Source organism: Amycolatopsis echigonensis (assembly GCF_002846615.1).
Lineage (GTDB): Bacteria > Actinomycetota > Actinomycetes > Mycobacteriales > Pseudonocardiaceae > Amycolatopsis > Amycolatopsis echigonensis.
In genome coordinates this window covers 7,177,430-7,203,209 of the sequence record NZ_PJMY01000003.1, presented here as the reverse complement: position 1 = coordinate 7,203,209, position 25,780 = coordinate 7,177,430, and the positions used below count along the sequence as shown (strand labels likewise).

The window sequence follows — 25,780 nt, the reverse complement described above, 5'->3', positions numbered from 1 at the left end:
GCCCGCCCGGCGGGCGCGAACGTGATCGACGGGCAGGTCAGTGCGCTGGCATCCGGCGGGCCAGCCTTTCTCCGGCACGGCGCAGGTAGCGCGCCGGATCGGCGGTCGCCCGGGCCTGGTCGCCGGCGAGTTCGGACAGGTCCTCGGCGGCCTGGAACAGTCCCGTGATCGGCGCGGCGATCCGGCCCGCGACGACGAGCGCGGGCACCCGCGCCGCGGCTGCGAGCGCGGACACGTGGCCAGCGAGTTTTCCCGACCGGGATTGCGTGTCGAACCGGCCCTCCCCGGTGACGACGACGTCCGCGCCCGCGACGGCGGCAGGCAGCCCGGCCAGTGCGCCGACGAACTCGCTTCCCCAGGCCAGCTGCGCTCCCCAGGCCAGGAGCCCGAACGCGGTCCCGCCCGCCGCACCGGCCCCGGGCGCGGCCGCATCGGCGTCCAGCCGGTCGGCGAGCCGCCGGAGATTGCGCTCGGCGGCGGGGAGATCGACCGGCGAAAACCCCTTCTGCGGGCCGAAAACTGCTGCGGCGCCGGTAGGTCCGAGCAGCGGATTGGTCACGTCGCTGAGCACCGTCACACCCGCGCGCGGCAGGGGGCGGAGCCCTGTGCAGTCAATGGTTCGCAGCTGTGCCAGACCGCGATTTCCTTGCGGAACCGGGTTTCCTGCCTCGTCGAGCAGCCGAGCACCGAGCGCGGTGAGGACCCCGGCGCCGCCGTCCGTCGATGCGGACCCGCCCAGGGCGAGCAGAAGCCGAGGCACGCCAGCGTCGAGAGCGGCGGCGATCGCGCGGCCGAAGCCGAGCGTGTGCGCCGTGGCGGGGCGGGGCCGGTCGAGCAGCGTGAGGCCGCTGGTCGAGGCGAGTTCGACAACGCCGGTGCCGTCGGGCAACAGAAGCCAGTACGCGTGCGCCGGGCTGCCGTGCGGCCCCGGCACGGTGACCGGCATCCTGCGCGCACCCGGCACGACCGCGGCGACCGTGTCGAGAGTGCCCTCGCCGCCGTCGGCAAGCGGCAGTTCCCGCATCTCGTCGTGCCGGCGCACCGCGGCCCAGCCTTCAGCCAGCCACCGGGCGGCTTCGGCCGCGCCGGCCGAGCCCTTGAACGAGTCGGGTGCGACGAGCACGCGCAAGGCTCGTTCTCCGGCCGTCATCCCGGCACTCCCGCCGCACCGTCGAAGGTTTCCGCCGCCCGCCGGGCCACGCGAACCGGGTCGGCCCGCCAGAGGTCCTCGTTGAAGATCTCCACTTCGACGTCGCCGTGATAGCCGGCCTTCTCGACCAGCTCCGAGACCGACGCCAGGTCGACGTGCCCGTCGCCGGGCAGGCCGCGGGCGAGCAGCGCGTCCGGCGGCAGCGGCGTGATCCAGTCCCCGACCTGGTAGGAGGCGATCCGGCCGGTCAGCCCGGCGCGGCGGATCTGTTCGCCGAGGCACGGATCCCACCACACGTGGAACGTGTCGACCACGACTCCGACGCGGCCCGCGGGGAACTGCTCGGCGATGTCGAGCGCTTGCGCCAGCGTCGAGATCACCCCGCGGTCCGCGGCGTACATCGGGTGCATCGGTTCGATCGCGAGCACCACCCCGGCCGCCGCCGCGTCCTCGGCGAGCGCGCCGACCGCGTCCCGCGCCCGGTTCCGGGCTCCGGCGAGGTCCCGGTCGCCCTCGGGGAGACCGCCCGCCACGAGGACCAGCACCGGAGCGGAGCCCGCCGCCCCGGCCGCGGCCAACGCGGCGGTTTCCTCGATCGCCCTGCGGTTTTCGTCGAGCGCGGCCGCCGTGTCAGGTCCGGTGAAGAATCCGCCGCGGCACAGGCTGGACATCCGCAGTCCGGAATCCGCCAGCATCGCGGCCGCCGCCGGCAGCCCGACCGCACCCACTGGTTCCCGCCACGCCCCGATCGCCGGAATGCCGGCTTGCCGCGTGACGCGCAGCGCGGTCGCGAAGTCCGCGTGGCGGATCGTCGCCTGGTTCAACGACATCCGCGGGTGCGCGGTCACGCCGGAACCCGGTCATCGAGGCCGTGCACGGCGAGCAACGAGATCCACCGCCGCGCGGCCAGTTCGGGATCGGTCAGCGCCCCTGCCTCGTCGGCGAGCCGGAGCGCAGCGGAAAGGTGCGGCAGGCTACGCGCTGCGTGCAGACCGCCCGCCATCGCGAAGGCAGGCTGGTGGCCGTTGAGCCAGGAGAGAAAAACGATGCCGGTCTTGTAGAAGGCAGTCGGCGCGGCGAAAATGTGCCGCGCCAGGGCTTCGGTCGGTTCGAGGACGCGCCGGTATTCCGCGAGATCGTCCGCGTCGAGCGCCTGCAATGCCGTGGCCGCAAGCGGAGCGACGGCCGCGAAGGCGCCGAGCAACGCGTCGCTGTGCGCTTGGCCGTCGCCTTCGATCAGGCTGACGTAGTGGTAGTCGTCCCCGGTGAAGAGCCGTACGCCGTGCGGAAGCCGGGCGCGGAGCGCGATTTCGCGGCCCGGATCGAGCAGGCTCATCTTGATCCCGCTCACTTTGTCGGCGTTTTGGTGCACGATCCGGAGTACGGTCGCGTCCGCTTCGGACCCGAAGTAGCCAGCGAGTTGTGGGTCGAACGCCTCGCCGAGCCAGTGCAGGACGACCGGGGCGCCCGCCCGCGCGAGCACCTCGCGGTACACCTTCTCGTAGTCCGCGGCCGACGTCGCAATGCGCGAGAGATGCCGACTGGCCATCAGGACGACACCTGCACCGCGGTCTTCGGCGTAGTGGAGCTGGGCGACATAGGCGTCCACGATTTCGCTCAAGGACAACACTTCTTCAGTCAGGTGATCGGTGTTGACCCCGACCAACAGCGCTCCGCCGACCGACGCCGCCTCAGCCGCGCTCCGGGCGATCAACTCGCGCGTGGCAGCCGCGTCGAGTCCCATGTTGCGCTGGGCCGTGTCCATCGCGTCGGCTACGCCGAGCCCCCAGGACCACAGGTGGCGGCGGAACGCGAGCGTGGCGTCCCAATCGAGATCCGCGGGTGCACCCGGCACGTTCTCCGCGGTCGCGCGAGGGACGACGTGCGCCGCCGCGAAGGCGATCCGCGACCGCGACGGACTCTCCGGACGTTTCAGCGCGGGAGGAGTCCGCAGCCGGTAACCAGTGACCCGGGCGGCCGAGTCGACCAGAGCGACTTCCGTCATTTCGCCGCTCCGTTCGCCAGCGCCACGCGCGGCGCTTCAAGCGGGGGAAGTTCGACCCGCGCACCGGTGCGGGAGCTCTCCAGTCCCGCTTCGGCGAGCCGGACCCCGCGTGCTCCGGCGAGAAGGTCGTACGGGTGCGGATCGCCGTCGACCACGTGCCGGACGAATTCCTCCCACTGGACCCGGAAACCGTTCTCGAACACCTCGTTGTCCGGGACCTCGCTCCAGTCGGCTCCGTAGTCGTGCGCATCGGCGAGGTCGGGGTTCCACACCGGACGGGGCGTGCCGGTCCGGTGCTGCGCCCGGCAGCCGAACAAGCCAGCGACCGCGCTGCCGTGCGTGCCGTCGACCTGGAATTCGACGAGTTCCTTGCGGTTCACCCGCACCGCCCAGCTCGAATTCAGCTGCGCGACCACGCCGCCGTCGAGTTCGAAAATCGCGTACGCGGCGTCGTCCGCGGTCGCGGAGTAGGACGCGCCGTTCTCTTCGAACCGGGTCGGGATGTGCGTCACCGCCCTCGCGTAGACCGAGCGGACTTCTCCGAAGAGATTCTCCAGCACGTAATTCCAGTGCGGGAACATGTCGACGACGATGCCGCCGCCGTCCTCGGCCCGGTAGTTCCAGCTCGGCCGCTGCGCGGGCTGTCCGTCTCCCTCGAAGACCCAGTAGCCGAACTCGCCGCGCACGGACAGGATGCGGCCGAAGAATCCGGACCGCACCAGCCTCGCCAGCTTGCGCATGCCGGGCAGATACAGCTTGTCGTGCACAACACCATTGGGCACGCCCGCCTCCTGGGCGAGCGCGGCCAGCTCCAGCGCCTCGGGCACGGTCTCGGCGGTCGGCTTCTCGGTGTACACCGCCTTTCCCGCGGCGATCGCCCGCAGCAGCGCCGCCACCCGCGCCTTGGTGACGAGAAAGTCCGCGTAGACGTCCCACTGGTCGTCGCCGAGCGCGGCGTCGAGGTCGGTGGTCCAGTCCGCGATGTCGTGCCGTCGCGCCAGTTCGGCGAGCTTGGCGCTGTCGCGGCCCACCAGCAGCGGACGGACCTGCACCCGCTCGCCTCCGCGAAGCCGCACCCCACCCTCGTCGCGCAGCGCGAGAACGGACCGGACGAGATGCTGGCGGTAGCCCATCCTCCCGGTGACGCCGTTCATGATGATGCCGATGCTTCGCTGAGCCATGGACTCTCCTGGGGATGCGTCGTCGGATCGGCCCCGGCCGGAGCGGGGCTGCTGCGGTCTGCGCCTTCCCGCCCAACCGGGCAGGCACGTCGGGAAAGCGCTTTCCAAAGTACGATCGCCGTCCGGCCGCGTCAACCCCGCCACTCGGCGCTCAAGTTCCGGAAAGCGTTAGCATCGCGACCGTGAGCCGCCGACGTACGCCGAGCCCGGACGAACCCGAGGAAGCCGCGGGCAGCGCGGCCACCCTCGCCGATGTCGCCGAACGGGCAGGGGTTTCGCTCGCGACCGCCTCGCGGGTGCTGAACGGCAGCACCCGCCAGGTGAAAGAAGCGTTGCGAGCCAAGGTTCTCGCCGCCGCGGCGGAACTCGACTACTCGCCGAACGCCCAGGCGCAGGCGATGGCCCGGGGCAGCACCGCCACCCTCGGGCTGATCGTGCACGACATCGCCGACCCGTACTTCTCCAGCATCGCGGCCGGAGTCATCGCCGCCGCCGGCGAACGGGGCCTGCTGGTCACCGTCGCCAGCACCCAGCGCGACCCGGCCGCCGAGCTGCGGCACGTGGAACTGCTGCGCAGGCAGCGCGCGCAGACGGTGCTGCTGGCCGGCTCACGGGTCGACGATCCCGCCCTGCTGGACCCGATGCGGGCGATCCTGCGGAAGTACACCCGCGGCGGCGGACGCGCCGCGTGCATCGGGCAGGACGGGCTCGGGATCGGCACCGTCGTCGTCGAGAACCGGCTGAGCGCCGCCGCGCTCGCCGATGCGCTCTACCGGGCGGGACATCGGCGGTTCGCCGTGCTGGCCGGGCCGCCCTCGCTGCTCACCGCCCGCGACCGGGCCGAAGGGTTCGCCTTCGGATTGTCCGAGCACGGCGCGGAACCCCAGGCCGAGCATCAGGTCTCGGGCGAGTTCACGTGGTCCGGCGGATACGCCGCGGCCAAGGCTCTGCTCGACCAGGCCGAAGGCAGGCCGCCGGTCGACTGCCTGTTCGCCGTCAACGACGTGATGGCTCTCGGCGCGCTCGCGGCGGCGCGGGACGCGGGCCTGCGGGTGCCCGAGGACATCGGCATCGCGGGGTTCGACGACATCAGCCCGCTTCGGGACGTCGTTCCGGCCCTCACCACCGTCCGCCTCCCGATGACGGACATGGGCGCGACCGCGGTGCAGATCGCCCTCGACGAACCCGCCAGCCCCCCGCGGCGCCATCGGGTCCGAGGCGAAGTCGTGCTCCGCGACAGCACACGCTCTTCGGCCGGCTGACCGCGCGCGCTCAGCAGCTTTCCGCCCGCCTGCCGCCCCGCCGAGGCCGACGACCGCGTCCTCTCTGGACCAGAGCCGCCTCTTGCATCCGGGAACGACCTCGCCTACGGTACGCCGGAAAGCGCTTACCAACGGCGGTGTGCGAGAGGAATCCGATGGAGCAAGCTGACGTCCTGATCATCGGCGCGGGAGCGTCGGGCGGGGTCGCCGCGGGAGCACTGACGAAGGCCGGATTCAACGTGGTCTGCCTGGAACAAGGCGACTGGCCCGACCGGGCCGGCTACCCGGCCCAGCGCGAAACGTACGAACTCGAAGCGCGCAAACAGTGGTCGGCCAGCCCGAACATCCGGCAGAACCCCGCCGACTACCCCGTCGACGACTCGCATTCCGCGGTCGCGCCGCTGATGTACTCGGGAGTCGGCGGAAGCATGATCCTTTACGCGGGCGACTGGCCGCGGTTGCTGCCGTCCGATTTCCGGGTGCGCACGCTGGACGGCGTCGCCGACGACTGGCCGCTTCGCTACGCGGACCTGCAACCGTTCTACGAACGCACCGACGCGGCCTTCGGCGTGTCCGGCGCGGGCGGGGACCCGGCCTACCCCGACGGTGCCGAACCGCCCCTCCCGCCGCTGCCGATCGGCCGGATCGGCGCGCGGATGGCGACAGCGCACGACAAGCTGGGATGGCACTGGTGGCCAGCCGCGCAGGCGGTGCTGTCCGCACCGCACCAAGGGCGGCGGCCGTGCGTCCAGTTCGGATCGTGCATGCAGGGCTGCCCGGAAGGCGCCAAAGCATCGACCGACCTCACCCACTGGCCCGCCGCGGTCGCCGGCGGCGCGCGCCTGCTGACCGGGGCGCGCGTGGCCCGGATCCTGATGTCCGCCAACGGACTCGCCACCGGAGCCGAGTACGTCCTCCCGGACGGATCCTGGCATTCCGTCCGGGCCGGCGTGGTGATCATGGCGGCCAACGCAATCGGCACGCCGCGGATCCTGCTCAATTCGGCCACGCCCGCGCACCCGGACGGACTCGGCAATTCCAGCGGCCTGCTCGGGCGGCGGCTGATGGTGCACCCGTTCGCCAACGTCACCGGATACTTCGACGAGGACCTGGAAAGCTGGCGGGGCCACGTCGGCGCGAAGATCACCTCCTACCAGTTCTACGAAACCGACACCGACCGCGGTTTCGTGCGAGGCGCGAAGTGGAGCCTCGCCCCGACCGGCGGCCCGCTCAACGCCGCGCTGCCGACCCGCGCGGGCGAGGAGGTGTGGGGGCCGGCGCACCACGAGCACATCCGCCGCCATCTCGGCCGGACCATCAGCTGGGGCATTTTCGGCGAAGACCTGCCCGACGAGGAAAACCGCGTCACGGTCGGCACCGGGCTCGCCGATTCCTCCGGCATCCCCGCGCCCCGGATCGACTACTCCGTCAGCGAAAACTCCCGTCGCCTCCTCGATTTCCACATCGCGCGTGCCACCGACTCCCTCCGTGCGGCCGGGGCCCGCGACGTCGCGACCGAATCGCTGATGCGGTATTCCGGATGGCACCTCCTCGGCACCGCACGGATGGGCGCCGACCCGGCGACGTCGGTGGTCGACGAGTACGGGAAATCGCACGACATCCCCAATCTGTACATCGTGGACGGCAGCGTGTTCGTCACCTCCGGCGGCGTCAACCCCACCAGCACCATCGCCGCGCTCGCCCTGCGCGCAACGGAACACCTGATCGCGAACCGCCGGAACCAGCCCGTCCCCGCCTGATCGGAGCACTCATGCCCGCGACACCGGACCACCACCTGCCCGGCGAGTGCCGCGACTGGCTGCGAGCACTCGCCGACGACCTGATCCCCGCAGTCGGCCCGATGCCCTCCGCCGCCGCAGCCGGCATCGACAGCGGACAGCTCGACGTCGTCCTCCGAGCGCGACCGGACCTCCTCCCCGACCTGCTCCGCGCGTGGACGTCCACCACCGGGCTGCCTGCCGGCGCCGCCCTCAAACACCTGCGAGAACTCGACGACGCCGGGTACCAAGCAGTCCTGCTCGCGGCCGCGGGCAGCTACTACACGAACCGCGAGGTGCGCGAACTTCTCGGCTACACCGGCCAACAGCCCCGTACCGTCCAGATCGCCGAGGACATCGACGAAGACCTCTTGCTCCGAGTCGTCGAACGCGGACCGCTCTACCGGCCCGCGTGATCTCCGCCCGCCCGGACCGGAGCGGCAGCCGCCGTCTCGCCGGGTACGGAGAACGACCACGATGCGGCCGGCTGAGCAGACGATTCGTTCTCCGCAGGCGACGAATACCCCGTAATGCCGGAGGCTTCGGCGGGGTGCCGCGAACCAGCGACAGGTTGTCAGAGACATTCCGTTCGTGAACGGAGCGACAGTCGTGTGGATAGTGTGCAACTCGCCCCACCGTCGTCACGATCCCCGAGCTGGACGAGCAAACGTTCATCGAGCTGGAGACGATGGCCGAGGCCGACGACGTGCCCGCCGCGCTCGATTCGCTCCGCGCCGTCTTCGCCGATCTCGGCATCGACGAGCACGACGCCGTAGAGGAGTCCTATACCGACATGGTCGCCTACAAGCGAGGCGTTTGACAGCGACCGTCTGTCAGGCTCAGGAAGAAATTCGCCGACCCGCGCGCAAGCAGGGAATTAATCGCATACTCATACTCCGGCCACTCGCCCTCGCACAGGTCGCGGAGATCGCCGCAGCGTCATGAACGTGACGATGGCATGAGAACTGATCCGGTGAAGCAAAAATTGTCATTTCTTCCGGCTATCGACCCGCGATCGGAGGCGAGATCAAGATGAGCGAGACGAACAGGGTCGATGTTTGACATCCGCGCCCACGACGGAGCTGGTGATCAGTCCACGACCACGGCGCTGGACACACCTGTCATTGTGCGTCCTGGACGCCGTCTTTTCCATCAACGCCCACTACAACAACGTGGTCAACGTATACAACGCCTACGCGGACTATGTCTCCCTGCCGGATCGGCTGTTGCCTGCCGCGGATGCGCACACCGTGATCGGAGCAGATCGCGAGCAGTCCGTCGCCGAGCTGGCCAAGCTGGGGCGCGAACTGGGAGGCGAGCGGCTCGCCGCCGACGTCCTGGTCAACCGGTCGCTCACCAGTATGCGCGGCGACATTCGCAAGGCCGATGCCGCAGTCCAATACGCGCAGATCCTGGCCGACAGCGGACTGCAACGGATCGACGACGTCGCCGCGGCGCCCACCGACACCTCCATCGTGGATCCCGTGGAAGCACGGCTGGCTCAGGTGCCGGGGCATGGCCAAGGCACCCGTCTGAGCTACCTGTGGATGCTTGCCGGGGACGACAACCGGATCAAACCCGACCGAATGATCCGACGCTGGCCGACTCGGCATCTGCGCCTCGACACCTTGGTGAGCGTTGCCGAGGCGCGCGACCTCCTCGCTGCGCTCGCTTCCCGCCTGGGCTGCACCCAGTGGGAACTCGATCACGCGGTGTGGCAGTTCGAACGGTCCGGGCGGCCAAGGGGTTGACTGCCAGGCCATCCGAGCAGCCGTACCCGGCCTCTGGCCTCGTTGTGCCGGACGAGCGCTTCGGCGACACGCCTGACACACGACCCACGTAGCCATCTCCGATTAGTACAAGGCCTCCATATTTAATGCCGCTATCACGCAGCTTCGGTTCACGAATCTCGATCGGTCAGGCTCACCGCATAAATAACCGGCCGAAATTAGAATCCCGGAACCTCGACATTCCGCTGACGCAAACCGCCAACGGGGTTCCGCCTCGACCACAGGTCCGCCGGTCGATCCAACAGCATTGACAACGTTGACACTCCACAAGTTAGCAGAACGATATGTGTACGATGTTGCGCTGAGTGTGCTTGCATCGACATACGGTCGTACCAGGCCGTGGAGCATCACCCGGGGAGGGCCAGCAAGAGTGCCAGCGAACTCAGGACTTGTAGCGGGGCGGTTCAAGCTGCTCTCGCCCATCAGCAGGGGAAACATGGGCGAGGTCCACCGAGCCGAAGACATGCAGCCTGAGGCTCCTGATCACGACAAGGTCGCTGTCAAGCTCATCCTGCGAACCCGCTGGAACACGCTGCTCGACGCGACAGCACTGGGCACCTCGGCCGACCGCTTCGCGCGTGAAGTCAAGATCATGCGCCGGCTGCACCACCCCAACATCCCGTACCTCGTCGACGGCGGCGTGGACGCCACCGGCCTCCCGTATCTCGCGATGGAGCTCCTGGACGGCCGGTCTCTGGATGACCTGGTCGTCGAACATCCTCAGCTGCCGGTCGCGTGGGTCTCAGCTTTGGGCGCGCAGATAGCCGATGCCCTCTCCGCGGCGCATCTCGAGGGCGTCGTCCACCGCGATCTGAAGCCGTCCAACGTGATGCTCGTCCAGGGCGGCGCAGCGAAGGTCCTCGACTTCGGGATGAGCTTGATCATCGACGGAACGGATGACGACCGGATCACCAGCTCGGGCGTCACCGTCGGCACCGCCCGTTACATGGCACCCGAGCAGTTCGAGGATTCAGCTGTCGGTCCTGCCGCCGACCTCTACGCGCTGGGCTGCGTATTGTACGAGTTCCTGACCGGGGTTCCACCGTTCTCCAGCCCGTCCGGCTACGAGCTCGGCCAGAAACACCGAACGGAGCCTCCCCCATCGGTCGCACTGTTGCGTCCGGACGCGCCCAGTCCATTGGTGCGGCTGGTCGAGACGCTCCTGGCCAAGAAGCCCGACGAACGTCCGGTCGATGCGGTCGCGGTGCGCGAGCTGCTGCTGTCCCTGGCGACCGGCGACGCGTCCGTGTCCGGCTGGGAAGCGCTCGACCCGGTCAAGTGGGTCAACGACGTGCGCGACCCCATCTCCTCGGCTCCTGCCAAGCCCGCCGAGCGGCCGATGCTGAACGGAATGGACGTGTTCGGCATCCACCAGCAGCTCATCAAGGATTACCGTGATTTCACCGAGGGCGGCACGGTCATCCGGGATCCAGCAATCAAAGCGTTCGTCGAGCAGACCCTCGACACGAAGTCTCAATGGCCGGACCCGTGGCTTTCGTTGAATCCCTTCTTCGCCTCCGGCGGAAACCTTCCCGAATTGACCTCTCAGGGACTCCTGCATGAGGAATGCTCACGCATTTTCCAGGCTGGCAAGAAACCCGACAGCACAGTCTGCGACGGCCGCCCGCTGACGCTCCATCGCCACCAGCGGCAGGCCATCGAGGTCGCGCAATCAGGCGCTTCCTACGTCCTGACGACAGGAACTGGCTCCGGCAAGTCGCTCGCGTACATCGTGCCGATCGTCGACCGGGTACTGAAGGAGCGCGCGCAAGAGGGCGCGAAGGCGCGCAAACGCGTCCGCGCGATCATCGTGTATCCGATGAACGCCCTTGCCAACAGCCAGCTCAAGGAGCTCGACAAATTCCTGCTCGACGGGTACGGCGAGGGCCGCGAGCCGGTCACCTACGCACGCTACACCGGGCAGGAGGGCGACGAGCGACGGAAACAAATCCGGGACAATCCGCCGGACATCCTGCTCACCAACTACGTGATGCTCGAACTCATGCTGACCCGGCCGGACGACCGGCGCTCGCTCATCCGGATGGCGAAGGGCCTCGAATTCCTCGTCTTCGACGAGCTGCACACCTACCGGGGGCGGCAGGGGGCCGACGTCGCGCTGCTCATCCGTCGGGTCCGGCAGGCCTGCCAAGCCGGGAATCTCCAATGCATCGGCACGTCCGCGACGATGTCCAGCGAGGACACGGTCGCAGCTCAGAAAGATGTTGTCGCAACCGTCGCGACCACTCTCTTTGGCACCGAGGTGAGCTCCGACCACGTCATCGGCGAAACGCTCGAGCGAGCCACGCTGGAAGCGCCTGCCGTGGTTCCCGCCGAACGACTGCAGAGCGAGCACGCACCGCGTGCCTACGCCGACCTGGTCGCCGACCCGCTGGCCCGCTGGATCGAGACCCGATTCGGCCTCGCCGTCGATGACGCTGGCCATCTCGTCCGAAGCAAGCCCGCCAAGATCGAAGTAGCTGCCAAGGAACTCTCGGAAGCCAGCGGGGTCGAGGCGGACCAGTGCGCGGCCGCGATCCGGGAAACGCTGAAGGCTGGCTCCGAGGCCAGGAACCCGAACACCGAACGACCGTTGTTCGCCTTCCGGTTGCATCAGTTTCTCTCCAAGGGCGACACCGTCTACGTCACGTTGGAGGGCAAGAAGGAGCGCCACCTGACGCGGGAGTATCAACGGATCCAGCCCGGTTCGAACGGCAAGATCCTGCTTCCAGTCGCTTTCTGCCGCGAATGCGGCCAGGAGTATCTGACCGTGTGGCGGCGGGAGAAACACGGCAGCATCGTCTACGAGCCGCGTCGTGACACCACGGGAACGGGCGGCAGCGCCGAGGACGGATACCTGTACATCGACCCGGCCCGGCCGTGGCCCAACACCATCGAGGGGGCCATCGCCGATCGTCGCCTTCCCGACTCGTGGCTGGAACTCGACGACGTCCGCGGTGAGGTAGTCAAGGACTCCTGCCGTCAACGGGTCCCGGTCTCGGTCACCGTCGATGTTTACGGGAACGAAGGGGCCGGCGATCTGCCCGCGACCTTTATCCCGGCTCCCTTCCGGTTCTGCCTGCAGTGCAACGTGAGCTACGAGCAGGTGCGCGGCAAGGACTTCGCCAAGCTCGCCACGCTTGATCAGGAGGGACGTTCTTCCGCGACGTCGCTCGTGTCCGCCTCGATCCTGCGCTCTCTCAAGCAGGTCCCTGCCGATGCGCTCGACAAGAAGGCGCGCAAGCTGCTGACCTTTGTGGACAACCGGCAGGACGCATCTCTGCAGGCAGGCCACTTCAACGACTTCGTGCAGGTCACCCAGTTGCGCTCGGCGCTCTACCGGGCGGTGCTCGACGCCGGTGATGACGGGCTCAGGCACGAGGAGCTCGCTTCCCGGGTCGCTGCCGCGCTGAACCTCGCGGCTTCCGACTACGTGCGCAACGAAGACCAGGCACCTGCGCTGCAACGCAACGCGGCCAAGACCCTGCAAGACGTGATCGCTTTCCGGCTCTACACCGACCTGCAACGCGGTTGGCGGGTCACCATGCCGAACCTCGAGCAGACCGGTCTGCTGAAGATCGAATACGAGGACCTAGCCTGGCTCGCGAACGAAGAAGGCCGCTGGGCCCAGGCCGATCCGGAGTTGGCCCGCCTCGATCCGGAGCAGCGCGAAGAGATCATGCGGACGCTGCTGGACCACCTGCGCCGCGGCCTCGCCATCGACGTGCAGTATTTCCGTGACGACTTCGACAACCTACAGCGGGCCAGCGAAGAACGCCTGATCGAACCATGGGTGCTGGCCCAGTCGCACGACCGCGCACAAGTCGGGACCGCGTTCCCGCAGAGTTCCCGGCCGGGGATGGAACGGAACGCGCTGTTCGTCTCCGGGCGCAGCAAGGTCGGGAAGTTCCTCAAGCGGTCGTACTTCAAAGAGGCGACTCCCGACGACCTCCAAAAGATCATCAGCGACGTGCTCAAGGTACTGGCAAAAGCCGAATTGGTGACCGAGGTGGAGGTCGCGCCGCCGTTCGTTCGCCGGTTCCCTCGTTCGGCGCGCCAGACGATGACCGGATACCGGGTGTCCGCCGTCGCGCTGGTCTGGAAGGCCGACACCGGCATGTCCGGCGCGCACGACCCGCTGACCCGCACCTACGCAGGTGGCGAGGGTCCCCGCGTGAATACATTCTTCCGTGACCTCTATCGGGACGCCGCCGGCGCGCTCGCGGGGCTGTCGGCGAAGGAACACACTGCCCAGGTGCCGCCACCGGAACGGGAACTCCGAGAGGACAAGTTCCGCAACGGAGATCTGAAACTGCTCTACTGCTCCCCCACGATGGAGCTGGGAGTCGATATCGCAGAGCTCAACGCGGTGATGATGCGCAACGTGCCGCCGACGCCGGCCAACTATGCGCAGCGCAGCGGCCGGGCCGGCCGGTCCGGGCAGCCAGCCCTGGTCACGACCTATTGCGCGACCGGCAACAGCCACGACCAGTACTACTTCCGGCGTTCGGAGCGCATGGTTTCCGGGGTGATCACCCGTCCGCGGCTCGACCTGACCAACGAGGATCTCGTACGCTCGCACGTCCAGGCCATCTGGCTCGCCGAGGTTGGCCTCAAGCTCGGCCGAGCGATTCCCGAGATCATCGACATCAGCCACGACGAGGGTGCCCGGATCCCCAACCCGGAGCTGCCCCTCCATAGCCACATCGACCAGGCGCGGCTCGACCCCGACGCGCAGCGCCGCGCAACCGTCGCCGCTCGTGCCGTGTTCGGTGCGTTGCAGACCGAATTCGCCGAGACGGCCTGGTGGGACGACCAGTGGCTAGACGAGGCCGCACGCGGCGCAGCGCACCAGTTCAAAGACGCTTTCGAGCGCTGGCGCAAACTGTACAAAGCTGCCTTGCGCGACCAGGCCGAGCAGAACCGCCGCGTTCTCGACCACACATTGTCCGAACGTGACCGCGGTATCGCCGTCAAGCGGAGAAATGAGGCAGAAACCCAACTCAACCTGCTCAAGAACGAGAGCGTAGACCGGAACTCGGTGCTGTCCGACTTCAACCCGTACCGGTACCTGGCCAGCGAAGGATTCCTGCCCGGCTATTCCTTCCCGCGGCTGCCGCTCGCGGCCTACATCCCGTCGTCCGGGCGACGTTTCAGCGACGGCGACTACTTGCAGCGCCCACGATTCCTCGCGATCCGCGAGTTCGGTCCGGGAGCGCTGATCTACCACGAAGGCGCGCGTTACCAGGTCACCCGCATCCAGCTGCCGCCAGAGGGCACCGGTGACGTCGTAACCACCACGGCGTGGCGCTGTGTCTCGTGCGGCTATCACCACAATGAGAGCGACAACGCGGACAGGTGCCAGCTGTGCAACGAGCCGAAAGCCATGAACACCACCGGCCTGCTCCAGCTGCACACGGTGTACACGCGCCGACGCGAACGGATCTCGTCGGACGAGGAGGAGCGCCGTCGCGCCGGCTTCCGGCTAGTCACCTCCTACCGCTTCCAGGACCACGGAGACCGGCCGGGCCGCCGTGATGCGTCGGCCGCCGATGACCTCGGAAAACTGGCCACTGTGATCTACGGTGACTCGGCGACTGTCCGGATCACGAACCTCGGACGTCTGCGCGCGAAAGAGGACGAGCCGGACGGGTACTGGCTCGACCCGGCCGACGGCCGCTGGATGAACGAGCGGGACGCCGCGGACGCCGCCGGAGACTCAAGCGAGCTGCCGGTGGTCGACGACCGCGAGAACGAGTCGCGCCGGAAGAAGCGGGTCATCCCTTATGTGGAAGATCGGCGCAACATTCTCGTCATCAAGCTCGCAGAGGCGCTGGACCGGTCGATCGCCGTCTCCTTGATGTACGCCCTTGAGCGCGGTATCGAGGCGGCGTACGAACTTGAGGATTCCGAGCTCACCAGCGAGTTGCTGCCACCGGACGAGGGGCCGCGCGACCGGTTGCTGTTCACTGAAGCTGCCGAAGGCGGGGCTGGCGTTCTGCGCCTGATGGAATCCGAGCCAGGGGCTCTTGCAGCAGCCGCGAAGGCGGCCCTGGAGATCTGTCACTTCGACGGCGACGGCAACGACCTCGGCGGCCCGACCAACGACCGGCCATGTGCGCGTGGCTGCTACGAATGCCTGCTCACCTACGGAAACCAGTCTGATCACGGTGAGATTGACCGGCATTCAGTCCGGGACCTGCTGGTACGTCTCGCGCAGGCGCGGACCGTGCCGGAGGGGCGAGGCGAGAGCCGATCGGAGCAGATGGCCCGGCTGGCCGACCACGCGGAGAGCGGTCTCGAGCGGAAGTTCGTCGAATGGCTCAAGGAGCATGGTCTCCGGCTGCCGGACCAGACACAAGAGTTCGTCGCTGAGGCTCTCGCCCGTCCCGACTATGTCTACCTTCTGCCCGGTGCCCCGGTGGCCGTCTTCATCGATGGTCCGGTGCACGACAACGAGGTGATCTCGCAGCGCGACGCCGACGCGGAAGAACGCCTGTACGACAAGGGCTGGGACGTCGTGCGATTCCGGTATGACGACGACTGGCCCGCGGTCGTGAAGGACAATCGGCATGTTTTCGGGCCCGGCGTGGGCGTTTGATCGAGGAATGAGGCCACCGCACTGATGTCCACCTACACCGCCGGTTCGCTGGTGTCTGCTCGCGGGCGGGATTGGGTCGTCCTCCCCGAAAGCGCCGAAGACATGCTCGTCCTGCGTCCGCTCGGGGGTTCGGACGACGATGTCGCCGCCGTGTTCCCGGCGTTCGAGGAGATCCGCAGCGCCAAGTTCCAGCCTCCGTCAGCGGATGATCTCGGTGACGCGCTCGCCGCCGGTCTGCTCCGGTCCGCGCTGCGGATCGGTTTCCGTTCGGGTGCCGGCCCCTTCCGTTCTCTCGCCGGGATCGCTGTCGAACCGCGGGCCTACCAGCTTGTTCCGCTGATGATGGCTCTGCGTCAGCGGGTCGTCCGGCTCCTGATCTCGGACGACGTTGGCATCGGCAAGACGGTGGAAGCCGGGCTGATCGCCAGTGAACTGCTTGCCCAGGGAAGCGCGCGGAAGCTGGCGGTGCTCTGCTCGCCCGCGCTCGCCGAGCAGTGGCAAGAGGAGCTTCGGACGAAGTTCGGCATCGACGCCGAGCTGGTCCTCGCCTCGACAGTGTCCAAATTGGAGCGTGGGCTCGACCTGGGGCAATCGTTGTTCGACAAGCACCCGCACGTGGTCGTGTCCACCGACTTCATCAAGTCCACCCGGCACCGCGACGACTTCGTCCGGCACTGCCCGGACCTGGTCATTGTGGACGAGGCGCACACCTGTGTCGCTGCCGAAGAGAGCGCGGCCACGCAGAATCAGCTCCGCTACGAGCTCTTGCAAAAGATCGCCGCGGACGAAGACCGGCACCTGCTCCTCGTCACCGCGACTCCGCACAGCGGCAAGGAAAGCGCGTTTCGCGCCCTGCTCGGTCTGCTCCGGCCCGAGCTCGCACACGTCCAACTGGACTCCGACGGCGGACGGCGACTGCTGGCCACTCACTTCGTACAGCGCAAACGGGCGGATGTCCGCCAGTTCCTCACGACCGAGGACGGTTTGACGAACGACAACCTCCGTGAGGACACGAAGTTTCCCGCGGACCGCTACTTCAAAGACGAGACCTACAAACTGTCACAGGCCTACCGGGCGTTGCTCGACGACGCGATCGCCTATGCCAGCGAGCGCGTGACCGCGGCCGGCGACCGAGGCAAGCGGGAGGCCCGTATCGCCTGGTGGTCAGCGATCGCCTTGCTGCGCTCGCTGGTGTCGTCTCCGCGGGCAGCTGCCCAGACTCTGCGCACCCGGTCCGCCGCCGCAGCTGCCGCGACCGCAGAAGAAGCCGACAGGCTCGGCGCTCCTCTGACGCGCGATGCCGCCGACGCAGATGCGTTGGAGGGGCTCGACGTTGCCCCGGGAGCGGAGACCGACGATGCAAGCGTCCGGCTGTCCGAGCTAGCCGATCGCGCTGCCGAGCTCGAGGGCGTCGGCGAGGACCGGAAGCTGGTCGCCCTCGTCAAGCACCTCAAGGCCCTGTTGGCCGACGGCTATCACCCGATTGTCTTCTGCCGGTACATCCCGACGGCTGACTACGTGGCCGACCAGCTCGACGGCAAGCTCGGGCGCAAAACGGTCGTGCGTTCGGTAACGGGCACGCTGTCGCCTCAGCAGCGTTTACAGAGGATCGAGGAGCTCGCCGACGAAGCCGGGGAGGACCCCGCCGCACGTCGAGTCCTGGTGGCGACCGACTGTCTCTCCGAAGGCGTCAACCTCCAACACCATTTCGACGCCGTCGTGCACTATGACCTGGCCTGGAATCCAACCCGGCACGACCAGCGAGAAGGCCGCGTCGACCGCTACGGGCAGAAACGTGACACCGTCAAGGTCATCACTTTGTACGGCAGCGACAACGGCATCGACGGCAAGGTGCTCGAGGTGCTGATCAAGAAGCACCGGCAGATCCGCAAGGATCTCGGCATCTCGGTGTCGGTACCGGACGAATCGTCCTCCGGTGTCACCAACGCCGTCGTCGAGTGGCTGCTGATGCGCCACGAGAGCCCGGAACAGGCCGCATTGTTCGACGTCGAAACGATCAATGCCATGTCCGGAAAGCTCGAGGCGGACTGGAATTCCGCCGCGGAACGGGAAACCGCTTCGCGCTCGAGGTTCGCGCAGCGCGCGATCCGGCCAGAGGAAGTCGCCAAGGAAGTGCTGGCTGTCCGCGAAACGCTCGGCCGGGCCGACGAGGTCCAGAATTTCACCCGGCAAGCCTTGGCCTCGTTGGAAGCCGTGCTGCGGAAGGACGACAACGGGTTCACCGCCGACTTGAGCGGCACACCCGTCGGCCTGCGCGATGCAGTCGCGCCGGTTGTCGGCGGCAACGCCGTCGAGTCGGGTCGTCCGGTGCCGTTCCGGACGACCGCCGCGGTAGCCCGGGGCGAAGCCGCGCTGGTGCGTACCGACCCGGTCGTCGGCGCGATCGCCGGCTACGTGCTGAATTCCGCGCTGGACGAAAACACCACCAGCCTGCGTCCAGCACGTCGATGCGGGGTGATCCGAACCAAGAGCGTCGACACCCGGACAACCTTGCTTCTCGTGCGGTACCGGTTCCACCTGACCTTGCCGTCGCGGGTAGGCGAACGCCAACTGGTGGCCGAGGATGCGCGGCTGCTGGCGTTCCAAGGCTCCCCCGCCAACGCGACGTGGCTCTCCTCTGACGATGCTTTGGCGCTGGCAGATGTCACCGCGGACGAGAACACCGACCGCGACTTCGCCGTCCGCACCATGCGGCGGGTACTGGACAGCCTCGACGCCACGAAGCCGCACCTTGCGGTGCACGGCGACGAACTTGCCGAAGAGCTGCTCACCTCGCATCGCCGCGTCCGGCAGGCGTCCGCCGAAATCGTCCGCGGTGTGAATGTCGTCGCGCAGAAGCCCGCCGACATTCTCGGCGCCTATGTCTATTTGCCGGTCTCGGGAGGGGCCGCCTGATGTCCAGCGCAGCACGAAGCCAGGTCTTCCCCAACGTCCACACCGTCGGCGGCCTGTTGCCGGCCGACATGCTCGTCCGCATTTCCGAGGGCAAGGACGTCTCCGGCTCGCTGCCCGGCGACTACCACGTCGTCGGCGCACGCTCGGTCCGCGACGACGCCGAGCGGCACTGGGACTACCTAAAATCCCTGTGGGCCGAGCTGCGCAAGGAGCTCCCGTCCGCGCCGGCCGCCGACACCCCAGCCGACCCCATGGGCCTCGCGATCACCCAATGGCTGTTGCCCCTATTCGGCGAGTTCGGTTTCGGGCAGCTGACAAAGCTCGACTCGACCGGTCTCGTTTCGGACGACAGCACGAAGTCCTTCGCGATCAGCCACCGCTGGAACCACGTGCCGATCCACCTGACAGAATGGAACGTCTCGCTGGACCGTCGGCCAAGCGGTCCGGGCAGTGTGCCGGCCCAGTCTCTGGTCCAGGAGCTGCTCAACCGCACGGACGCGCATCTGTGGGGAGTGGTCACCAACGGCAGGCAGCTGCGATTGTTGCGGGACTCCAGTGCGTTCGCGACCGCCGCATACATCGAGTTCGACCTGGACGCGATCTTCGACGGCGAACTGTTCAGCGACTTCGTCCTGCTCTACCGACTGCTGCACGTCACGCGGTTCGCGATCGCCGCAGAAGCTGCTCCGTCGACGTGCTGGCTGGAGAAGTGGCGACTGGAAGCGATCGCATCGGGCACCCGTGCGCTCGACAGCTTGCGCATCGGCGTCCAGAACGCAATCATGGCCCTGGGCACCGGGTTCCTCAAGCATCCTGCGAACACCGCCCTGCGCGAGTCCGTGGACGTCACTCAGCTGCACGCCGCGCTCTTGCGCCTTGTGTACCGGATGCTGTTCGTCTTCGTTGCCGAAGACCGGGACAAGCTCCACCAGCCGGACGTCGATCAGCAGACGCGCGAGCGGTACGCCCAGTACTTCTCCACGGCCAGACTGCGCGATCACGCGCGCCGTCGCCGGGGCACCGCGCACGACGATCTGTATCAGGCGCTGCGCATCGTCCTCGACGCGCTCGGGGACGAAAACGGCCGCCCCGAGCTGGGTCTGCCGGGTCTCGGCGGCATCTTCGACGACAACGACGCGGATGCCCCTCTTCGCGGACTCTCGCTCTCCAACGAGTACCTGCTGACCGCGGTGCGCCATCTCGCGCAGACCCGGGACATCGGTGCCCGGCGTTGGCGGTCGGTGGATTATCGCAACCTCGACGCCGAAGAGCTCGGCTCGATCTACGAGTCGCTGCTGGAACTGGTGCCCCGCCACAGTGCGGTGGACCGGGAGTTCGCACTCCTCGACAATGTCGCCGGCAACGCGCGCAAGACCACCGGCTCCTACTACACCCCGTCGTCGCTCATCGCATGCCTGCTGGATTCCACGTTGGACCCGGTACTTGATGACGCCGTCAAACGTGCCGAGCAAGCCGCATCGGCGGCCGGCAATTCGGACCCTTCCGAGTTCATTGTGGGCGAGTTGCTTGCGCTGCGCGTGTGCGACCCGGCTTGCGGCTCGGGACACTTCCTGGTCGCCGCCGCGCGGCGCATTGCCAAGCGCGTGGCTGCCGTGCGGGAACACAACCCCGAGCCGACACTCGACGCCGTCCAGCACGCGCTGCGCGAAGTCATCAGCCGGTGCATTTACGGAGTCGACATCAACCCGATGGCCGTTGAGCTGGCCAAGGTCTCGTTGTGGCTGGAGGCGTTGGAGCCAGGGAAGCCGCTGGGCTTCTTGGATGCACACGTCAAGTGTGGAAACGCGCTGATCGGTGCGACACCCGCGTTGATGCGTGGCGGCATCCCGGATGAAGCCTTCAAACCGATCGAGGGCGACGACAAGAAGATCGCCAGGGCGGTGTCCAGCCAGAACAAGTCCGAGCGTCTGAACCAGCTCGGGCTGTTCGACCTCGATACCGAAGTGAAGGTTTCCAACGCGAACTTTGCCGTCGACCTCAGCCGTATCACCTCAGCACCTTCGGATTTACTTGCGGACGTGCACCAACAGGCCGCCGCCTTCCAAGAACTGGAAGCGTCGGCTGCGTACACCCACGCCCGCCACATCGCGGACGCTTGGTGTGCTGCGTTCCTATGGCCCAAGGCGGCTGACGCGCCACGCGCCGTGACGGAGGATGTCTTCCGAGCGCTCCAGGACCCCGAGGCCGACGCCGCACCGCAAAGCACCCACGACGAGGTCGCCCGGCTTGCGAAGCAGTATCGCTTCTTCCACTGGCACCTGGAATACCCCGAAGTCTTCGACGTGGGCGGCAGTGGAACCGCCATCGAGGCCGCCGGGTGGTCGGGCGGTTTCGACTGCGTGCTCGGGAACCCACCTTGGGAGCGGGTCAAACTGCAAGAGCAAGAGTTCTTCGCGCAACGCGACCAGAAGATCGCCACCGCCAAAAACGCGGCCGCACGCAAAGACTTGATCGCCCAGCTGAAGAGCAACACGGAACGCCACGAGCTCTATAAGGAGTTCGAGGAGGCCAAACGACAAGCGGAAGGCGAGAGCCACATACTCCGCAATAGTGGTCGCTATCCGCTCACTGGCCGCGGTGACATCAACACCTACGCAGTCTTCGCCGAGACGGACCGCACGCTCACCGGGCCGCGTGGCCGCATGGGCGTGATCGTGCCAACTGGCATCGCGACCGACGCGACGACCCAGTATTTTTTCAAGGATCTAGTGAATCGCGGATCACTCGCCGCGCTCTACGACTTCGAGAATCGAAGTGGACTATTCCCAGCTGTCGACTCGCGCATGAAATTCTGCACCTTGTCTTTGGCCGGAAGCGAGGTCCGTGAGGAAGCTGCGAGCTTCGCGTTCTTCCTACACGACCCGACGGAGCTGGACGACGCCGGCAAGGCTTTCGCCCTGACCCCGGACGAGATCACGCTCCTCAACCCCAACACCGGCACCTGCCCGGTATTCCGCTCCCGCCGCGACGCCGAGATCACCCTCGGCATCTACCGTCGCGTCCCAGTGCTGATCAAGGAGCCCGATGAGCGCGGCCAGGGTGGAAGTAATCCGTGGGGCGTGTCGTTCATGCGGATGTTCGACATGTCAAACGACGCCCATCTCTTCCGCGGTCGCGACGAGCTGGAACCGGAAGGCTGGCAACTCCACGGCAACGTCTTCACCCGCGACTCCGAACGCATGCTCCCCTTGTATCAAGGGATGATGGCCGATCTATTCGACCATCGAGCTGCAAGTGTCGTACGTAGCGCCACCGCCCAGAAAAGGTTGAACCAACCCTCACCAGCGACAACCTCCGAACACGAGGATCCAGCTTTCGCCGCACTCCCTGCCGCGTGGGTTGGGGAGAAGTACACCCCCGCTGCGAGCAACGGCTGGTGGTTTGCGTTTTCTTCAATCACAGCACCTACCAATGCGCGAAGTTTTACACCATATGCACTGCCTCGCGTAGCCCTAGGAAATAGCGCACCAATACTCCAGTTCAACAAGACGACAGCTCACCAAGGGATACTTCTAGTCAATTTATCCTCATTTGTTCTCGACTATATTGCACGCCTGAAAATTGGGGGGACAAACTTCAACTACTTCTACGTCAAGCAATTTCCAACAGTTTCCCCGAAGCAGGCTTCACCTCACGCACTTTTCGTCACACCACGATTGATAGAACTGTCATACACTACATACGATATGGAGACGTTCGCACGCGATCAGGGAGATCCTGGCACACCGTTCCAGTGGAAAGAACTCCGCCGCTCAATCATCCGCGCAGAACTAGACGCGCTCTTCTTCCACCTCTACGGAATCAACCGTGGCGACGTCGACTACATCCTCAACACCTTCCCGATCGTCAAGCGCAAGGACGAAGCCAAGTACGGCACCTACCGCACCAAGGACCTGATCCTCACCGAGTACGACCGCATGGCTGAGGCCGGCGTCAGTATCGACAACCCGCTCGTCGACGGCGAGAACTACACCTCCACGCTCAACCCGCCACCCGGCCACGGCCCCCGTCATCCGCCGCGGAACAAAGACAGCGAGGAGGCCTGATGCCCGAAAGGTACCCCGATTTCGAGCTCCGGCTTCCAAGGGGCGGGCCGACCGCGCGCGGTCGACTGCTGGAGGACAAGGGCAACAACGGCAGCCAGAAGTTCCTGGTCCTGGCTGGCTCGCCTGCCCGTCCAGAAGTGGTTCCGTCCTTCCCGGTCCACATGTCGTCGTCGAACGCGTTGCGCGAGCAGCTGATCGCGGCTGGCGGGATCATCGAATCCGCCACGTGGCCGGGATACCTCGAGACGACCGAAGACATCACCTGCAACTCGCCGTCGGCGGCGGCTGAAATCCTGCTCGGCCGATCAGCAAACGGATTCACCGAGTGGAAAACCTCCGACGGATACCCGCTCAACGAATTCATCAAGTCGCCCTGGTCCGGTGCGGCGCGGACCTGGCTCGTCCGTGGGTCGAATGTGGCCGGCTTCGATCTCGTCCAGCGGCTCTGGCTGCCGGAAAACCTCATCACGCTCTCCGGCAGTCGCCTGCGCGAAGGGGTCGGCGAGGAGCTGACCAAGGACAACATCCGCGTGATCGTCGACGAGGACTACGAGTCGATCCTGACCTACAGCCAGCGGCAGCGGCTCGTCGACGAGCTACATGTCTTCCTGTCTCGGATGAAGCCGGGCGACACGGTGTGCACGATCTCCAACGGCGACCTCTATCTCGGCGAAATCACCGGCAGCGCGGTCCAGGTCGAGTCGGACGGCGGCCGTTCGAATCTGCGCCGCCCTGCGGAATGGCAGAGCGTCGGCTACCCCTACGACGAGCTGCCCGAGGAACTCCAGCAGAAGCTGTCGATCCAGCAGGACGTCGTCGACCTCACCAACGTGGCAGCACTGGTCGCCGGGCTGGGGCGCAGTGATCAGGAACTCGAGGCGGAAGCCGAGGACAGCGACAATGACTCCAGTATGGAGCATGCGGCCCTGATCGCGCGTCGGGAACTCGAGCTGCCCGGACCATCCGCGAAACTTGCCGAAGATCTGTTGGTGCACAACGTCGAGTGGCTCAGCGAAGTCCGCGATCTCCTCTGGGACGACCGCCAGCTCATCTTCTACGGCCCACCTGGCACCGGAAAGACTTACCTGGCACTGAAGTTGGCCGAGTTCTTCGGCGGCGGGCCGGAGCAAGTCAAGTTGGTGCAGTTCCATCCGTCCTACGCCTACGAGGACTTCTTCGAGGGCTTCCGCCCGCAAGAAGATCCTAAGACCCGTGACGTCGCGTTCCGGATCACCGCCGGGCCGCTGCGCGAACTTGCCGACCTGGCATCGCGCGAGGGCAACCGGCACGTGCCGCATTTCCTGGTGATCGACGAGATCAACCGGGCGAACCTGGCCAAAGTGTTCGGAGAGCTGTACTTCCTGCTCGAGTACCGCAACCGGTCAGTCCGGCTCACCTACTCGGGCCACGACTTCGCCTTGCCGCCCAACCTGTTCGTGATCGGCACAATGAACACGGCGGACCGCTCTATCGCGCTGGTCGATGCCGCCATGCGGCGCCGCTTCTCCTTCGTGGAACTCTCCCCGCGCACGGAGCCCACGCGCGGACTGCTGCGGCGCTGGCTCGCCCACGAGGGCAAGGACCCCGAGCCGGCAGACCTGCTCGACGCGCTCAACTCCCGGATCACCGACCCCGACTTCCACGTCGGGCCGTCCTATCTGATGAAACGCGGCGTCTACCGCGACGGTGGTCTGGAACGGACCTGGCGCACGAAGATCCTGCCGTTGCTGGAGGAGCATCACTACGGCGAAGACATCGACGTCGAGAAACGCTACGGCGTGTCCTCACTTCGCCGAGCAATCGGCACCGGACCGACGGATCCGACCACGCCATGACCGTGCTCGAGCTCCAAGAGTTCGGCCCAGAGTTGTCGACACCGATCTCGGACGTCGAGGGACAAGCACTCGCCGCATCGCGATTGGTCGAGGCAGCACCGGATCCCTTCAACCCCGGCCGGTGGCGCGTCCGAGCCAAGAACAGAGTTGGCGTGGCGAAGGTGGACACGGCTGGGGGCGGCTCGATCGAGCTCCGCATCACGCCGAAGGTCTCCATCGCGCGGCTGCTGTACCTTCTCGGATTCAGCCTGAGCGCCAGGGGCTGGCGGACAGAAGACGTCCAGGTGGCAGAAGATCAAGAACTGCTGCCGGCCCTCGCCCAGCTCTACGCCGTCCAGGCTGACGCTGCCCTGCGCCAAGGCTTGCTGAAGGGCTACCGAACCGTGGACCAGACGTCCCTCGTCATGCGTGGCCGCGTACGGATGAGCGAACAAGCCGGTCGGCATCATGGGCGCCTGCTGCCGCTCGAAATCAGCCATGACGAGTTCACCGAAGACGTCACCGAAAACCGTCTTCTGCGGACCGCATGCGAACGGTTGCTCCGGTTCCCTGGTGGGATCCCCAACGAGGTGACGAGCAAGCTGCTTCGGTTACGCGCCCGCCTCAGCGAAGTCACGCCGTTCAGACGGGGCTCGCCGGTGCCGACATGGCATCCCAGCCGGCTCAACGCCCGCTACCACGCGGCCCTCCGGCTGGCGGACATCGTGGTACGCGGAGCGTCCGTGGATAACCAACGCGGTGACGTGACGGTGAGCGGATTCCTATTCGACATGGCCCGCGTGTTCGAGGATTTCGTGACAACAGCACTTCGTGATTCGCTGTCTTCCCGCCCTGGATACAGCCGCTGCCAAGCGCATCACCACCTCGACGACAACGCGGAAATCCGCATCATCCCGGATTTCGTCCACTACGCCGACGACGGCACCCCCCTTGCGGTTGCTGATGCCAAGTACAAGGCAGAGAAGCCGGAAGGCTTTCCCGACGCCGACCTCTACCAGATGCTCGCGTATTGCACCGCGCTCGGCCTGCCTGCCGGCCATCTCGTCTACGCCAAAGGGGTCGCCGCGCAAGCTTCTCACCAGGTTAGACGCGCTGGTATCACGATTCATCAGCACGCGCTCGATCTCGAACTCCCGCCCGCGGAACTGCGCCAGTCGATGGGCAAACTGGCTCGCTTTCTCGCCCCGGCGATATGATC

At 66.8% G+C, this 25,780-nt stretch carries 14 protein-coding genes; 10 read left to right on the top strand and 4 right to left on the bottom strand.

The window, feature by feature from the left end; translation table 11 throughout:
* Window positions 1–37: 37 nt before the first annotated feature.
* The 4 genes from ATK30_RS39005 to ATK30_RS38990 are packed head-to-tail and all read right to left on the bottom strand — an operon-like array spanning window position 38 to window position 4,336.
* A complete protein-coding gene (locus ATK30_RS39005; RefSeq protein ID WP_101439721.1) occupies window positions 38–1,150 on the bottom strand; it encodes a glycerate kinase in 1,113 nt (370 codons plus the stop codon).
* Entirely contained in the window at window positions 1,147–1,998 is an 852-nt protein-coding gene (locus ATK30_RS39000) for a sugar phosphate isomerase/epimerase family protein (protein ID WP_101439720.1), read from the bottom strand. Before ATK30_RS39000 ends, ATK30_RS39005 begins: the two co-directional genes overlap by 4 nt.
* The gene (locus ATK30_RS38995; protein WP_101439719.1) at window positions 1,995–3,155 is read right to left on the bottom strand and encodes a dihydrodipicolinate synthase family protein; all 1,161 of its coding nucleotides are present in this window, start codon (window positions 3,153–3,155) and stop codon (window positions 1,995–1,997) included. The genes ATK30_RS39000 and ATK30_RS38995 overlap by 4 nt, the downstream gene beginning before the upstream one ends.
* Window positions 3,152–4,336 (bottom strand): Gfo/Idh/MocA family protein, encoded by a 1,185-nt coding sequence (locus ATK30_RS38990; RefSeq protein ID WP_101439718.1) that lies wholly within the window; start codon window positions 4,334–4,336, stop codon window positions 3,152–3,154. Before ATK30_RS38990 ends, ATK30_RS38995 begins: the two co-directional genes overlap by 4 nt.
* Window positions 4,337–4,518: 182 nt before the next feature.
* Here ATK30_RS38990 and ATK30_RS38985 point away from each other — a divergent pair, with 182 nt between their 5' ends.
* The 10 genes from ATK30_RS38985 (at window position 4,519) to ATK30_RS38940 (ending at window position 25,778) form a co-directional block, all read left to right on the top strand.
* On the top strand, window positions 4,519–5,598 hold the full coding sequence (locus tag ATK30_RS38985; protein WP_244194858.1) for a LacI family DNA-binding transcriptional regulator: 1,080 nt from the start codon (window positions 4,519–4,521) through the stop codon (window positions 5,596–5,598).
* Between the two features lie 155 nt (window positions 5,599–5,753).
* Window positions 5,754–7,358: a GMC family oxidoreductase gene (locus ATK30_RS38980; RefSeq protein WP_101439716.1), complete on the top strand. Its 1,605-nt coding sequence runs from the start codon at window positions 5,754–5,756 to the stop codon at window positions 7,356–7,358.
* A gap of 11 nt (window positions 7,359–7,369) precedes the next feature.
* Window positions 7,370–7,792 (top strand): hypothetical protein, encoded by a 423-nt coding sequence (locus tag ATK30_RS38975; RefSeq protein WP_101439715.1) that lies wholly within the window; start codon window positions 7,370–7,372, stop codon window positions 7,790–7,792.
* A gap of 272 nt (window positions 7,793–8,064) precedes the next feature.
* Window positions 8,065–8,196, top strand: coding sequence for a hypothetical protein (locus ATK30_RS46990; protein ID WP_279630037.1), 132 nt, complete (start codon window positions 8,065–8,067; stop codon window positions 8,194–8,196).
* A gap of 304 nt (window positions 8,197–8,500) precedes the next feature.
* Complete coding sequence (locus tag ATK30_RS38965) at window positions 8,501–9,127, top strand: hypothetical protein (RefSeq protein WP_101439714.1); 627 nt, start codon at window positions 8,501–8,503, stop codon at window positions 9,125–9,127.
* Between the two features lie 475 nt (window positions 9,128–9,602).
* On the top strand, window positions 9,603–15,764 hold the full coding sequence (locus ATK30_RS38960) for a protein kinase domain-containing protein (RefSeq protein ID WP_101439713.1): 6,162 nt from the start codon (window positions 9,603–9,605) through the stop codon (window positions 15,762–15,764).
* Window positions 15,765–15,788: 24 nt separating this feature from the next.
* Window positions 15,789–18,680, top strand: coding sequence for a DEAD/DEAH box helicase (locus tag ATK30_RS38955; RefSeq protein WP_341867380.1), 2,892 nt, complete (start codon window positions 15,789–15,791; stop codon window positions 18,678–18,680).
* A complete protein-coding gene (locus tag ATK30_RS38950) occupies window positions 18,680–22,747 on the top strand; it encodes an Eco57I restriction-modification methylase domain-containing protein (RefSeq protein WP_101439711.1) in 4,068 nt (1,355 codons plus the stop codon). The genes ATK30_RS38955 and ATK30_RS38950 overlap by 1 nt, the downstream gene beginning before the upstream one ends.
* The gene (locus tag ATK30_RS38945) at window positions 22,747–24,582 is read left to right on the top strand and encodes a DUF4357 domain-containing protein (RefSeq protein WP_101439710.1); all 1,836 of its coding nucleotides are present in this window, start codon (window positions 22,747–22,749) and stop codon (window positions 24,580–24,582) included. The genes ATK30_RS38950 and ATK30_RS38945 overlap by 1 nt, the downstream gene beginning before the upstream one ends.
* Window positions 24,579–25,778: an McrC family protein gene (locus ATK30_RS38940; protein ID WP_101439709.1), complete on the top strand. Its 1,200-nt coding sequence runs from the start codon at window positions 24,579–24,581 to the stop codon at window positions 25,776–25,778. The genes ATK30_RS38945 and ATK30_RS38940 overlap by 4 nt, the downstream gene beginning before the upstream one ends.
* The last annotated feature ends 2 nt before the right edge of the window (window positions 25,779–25,780 follow it).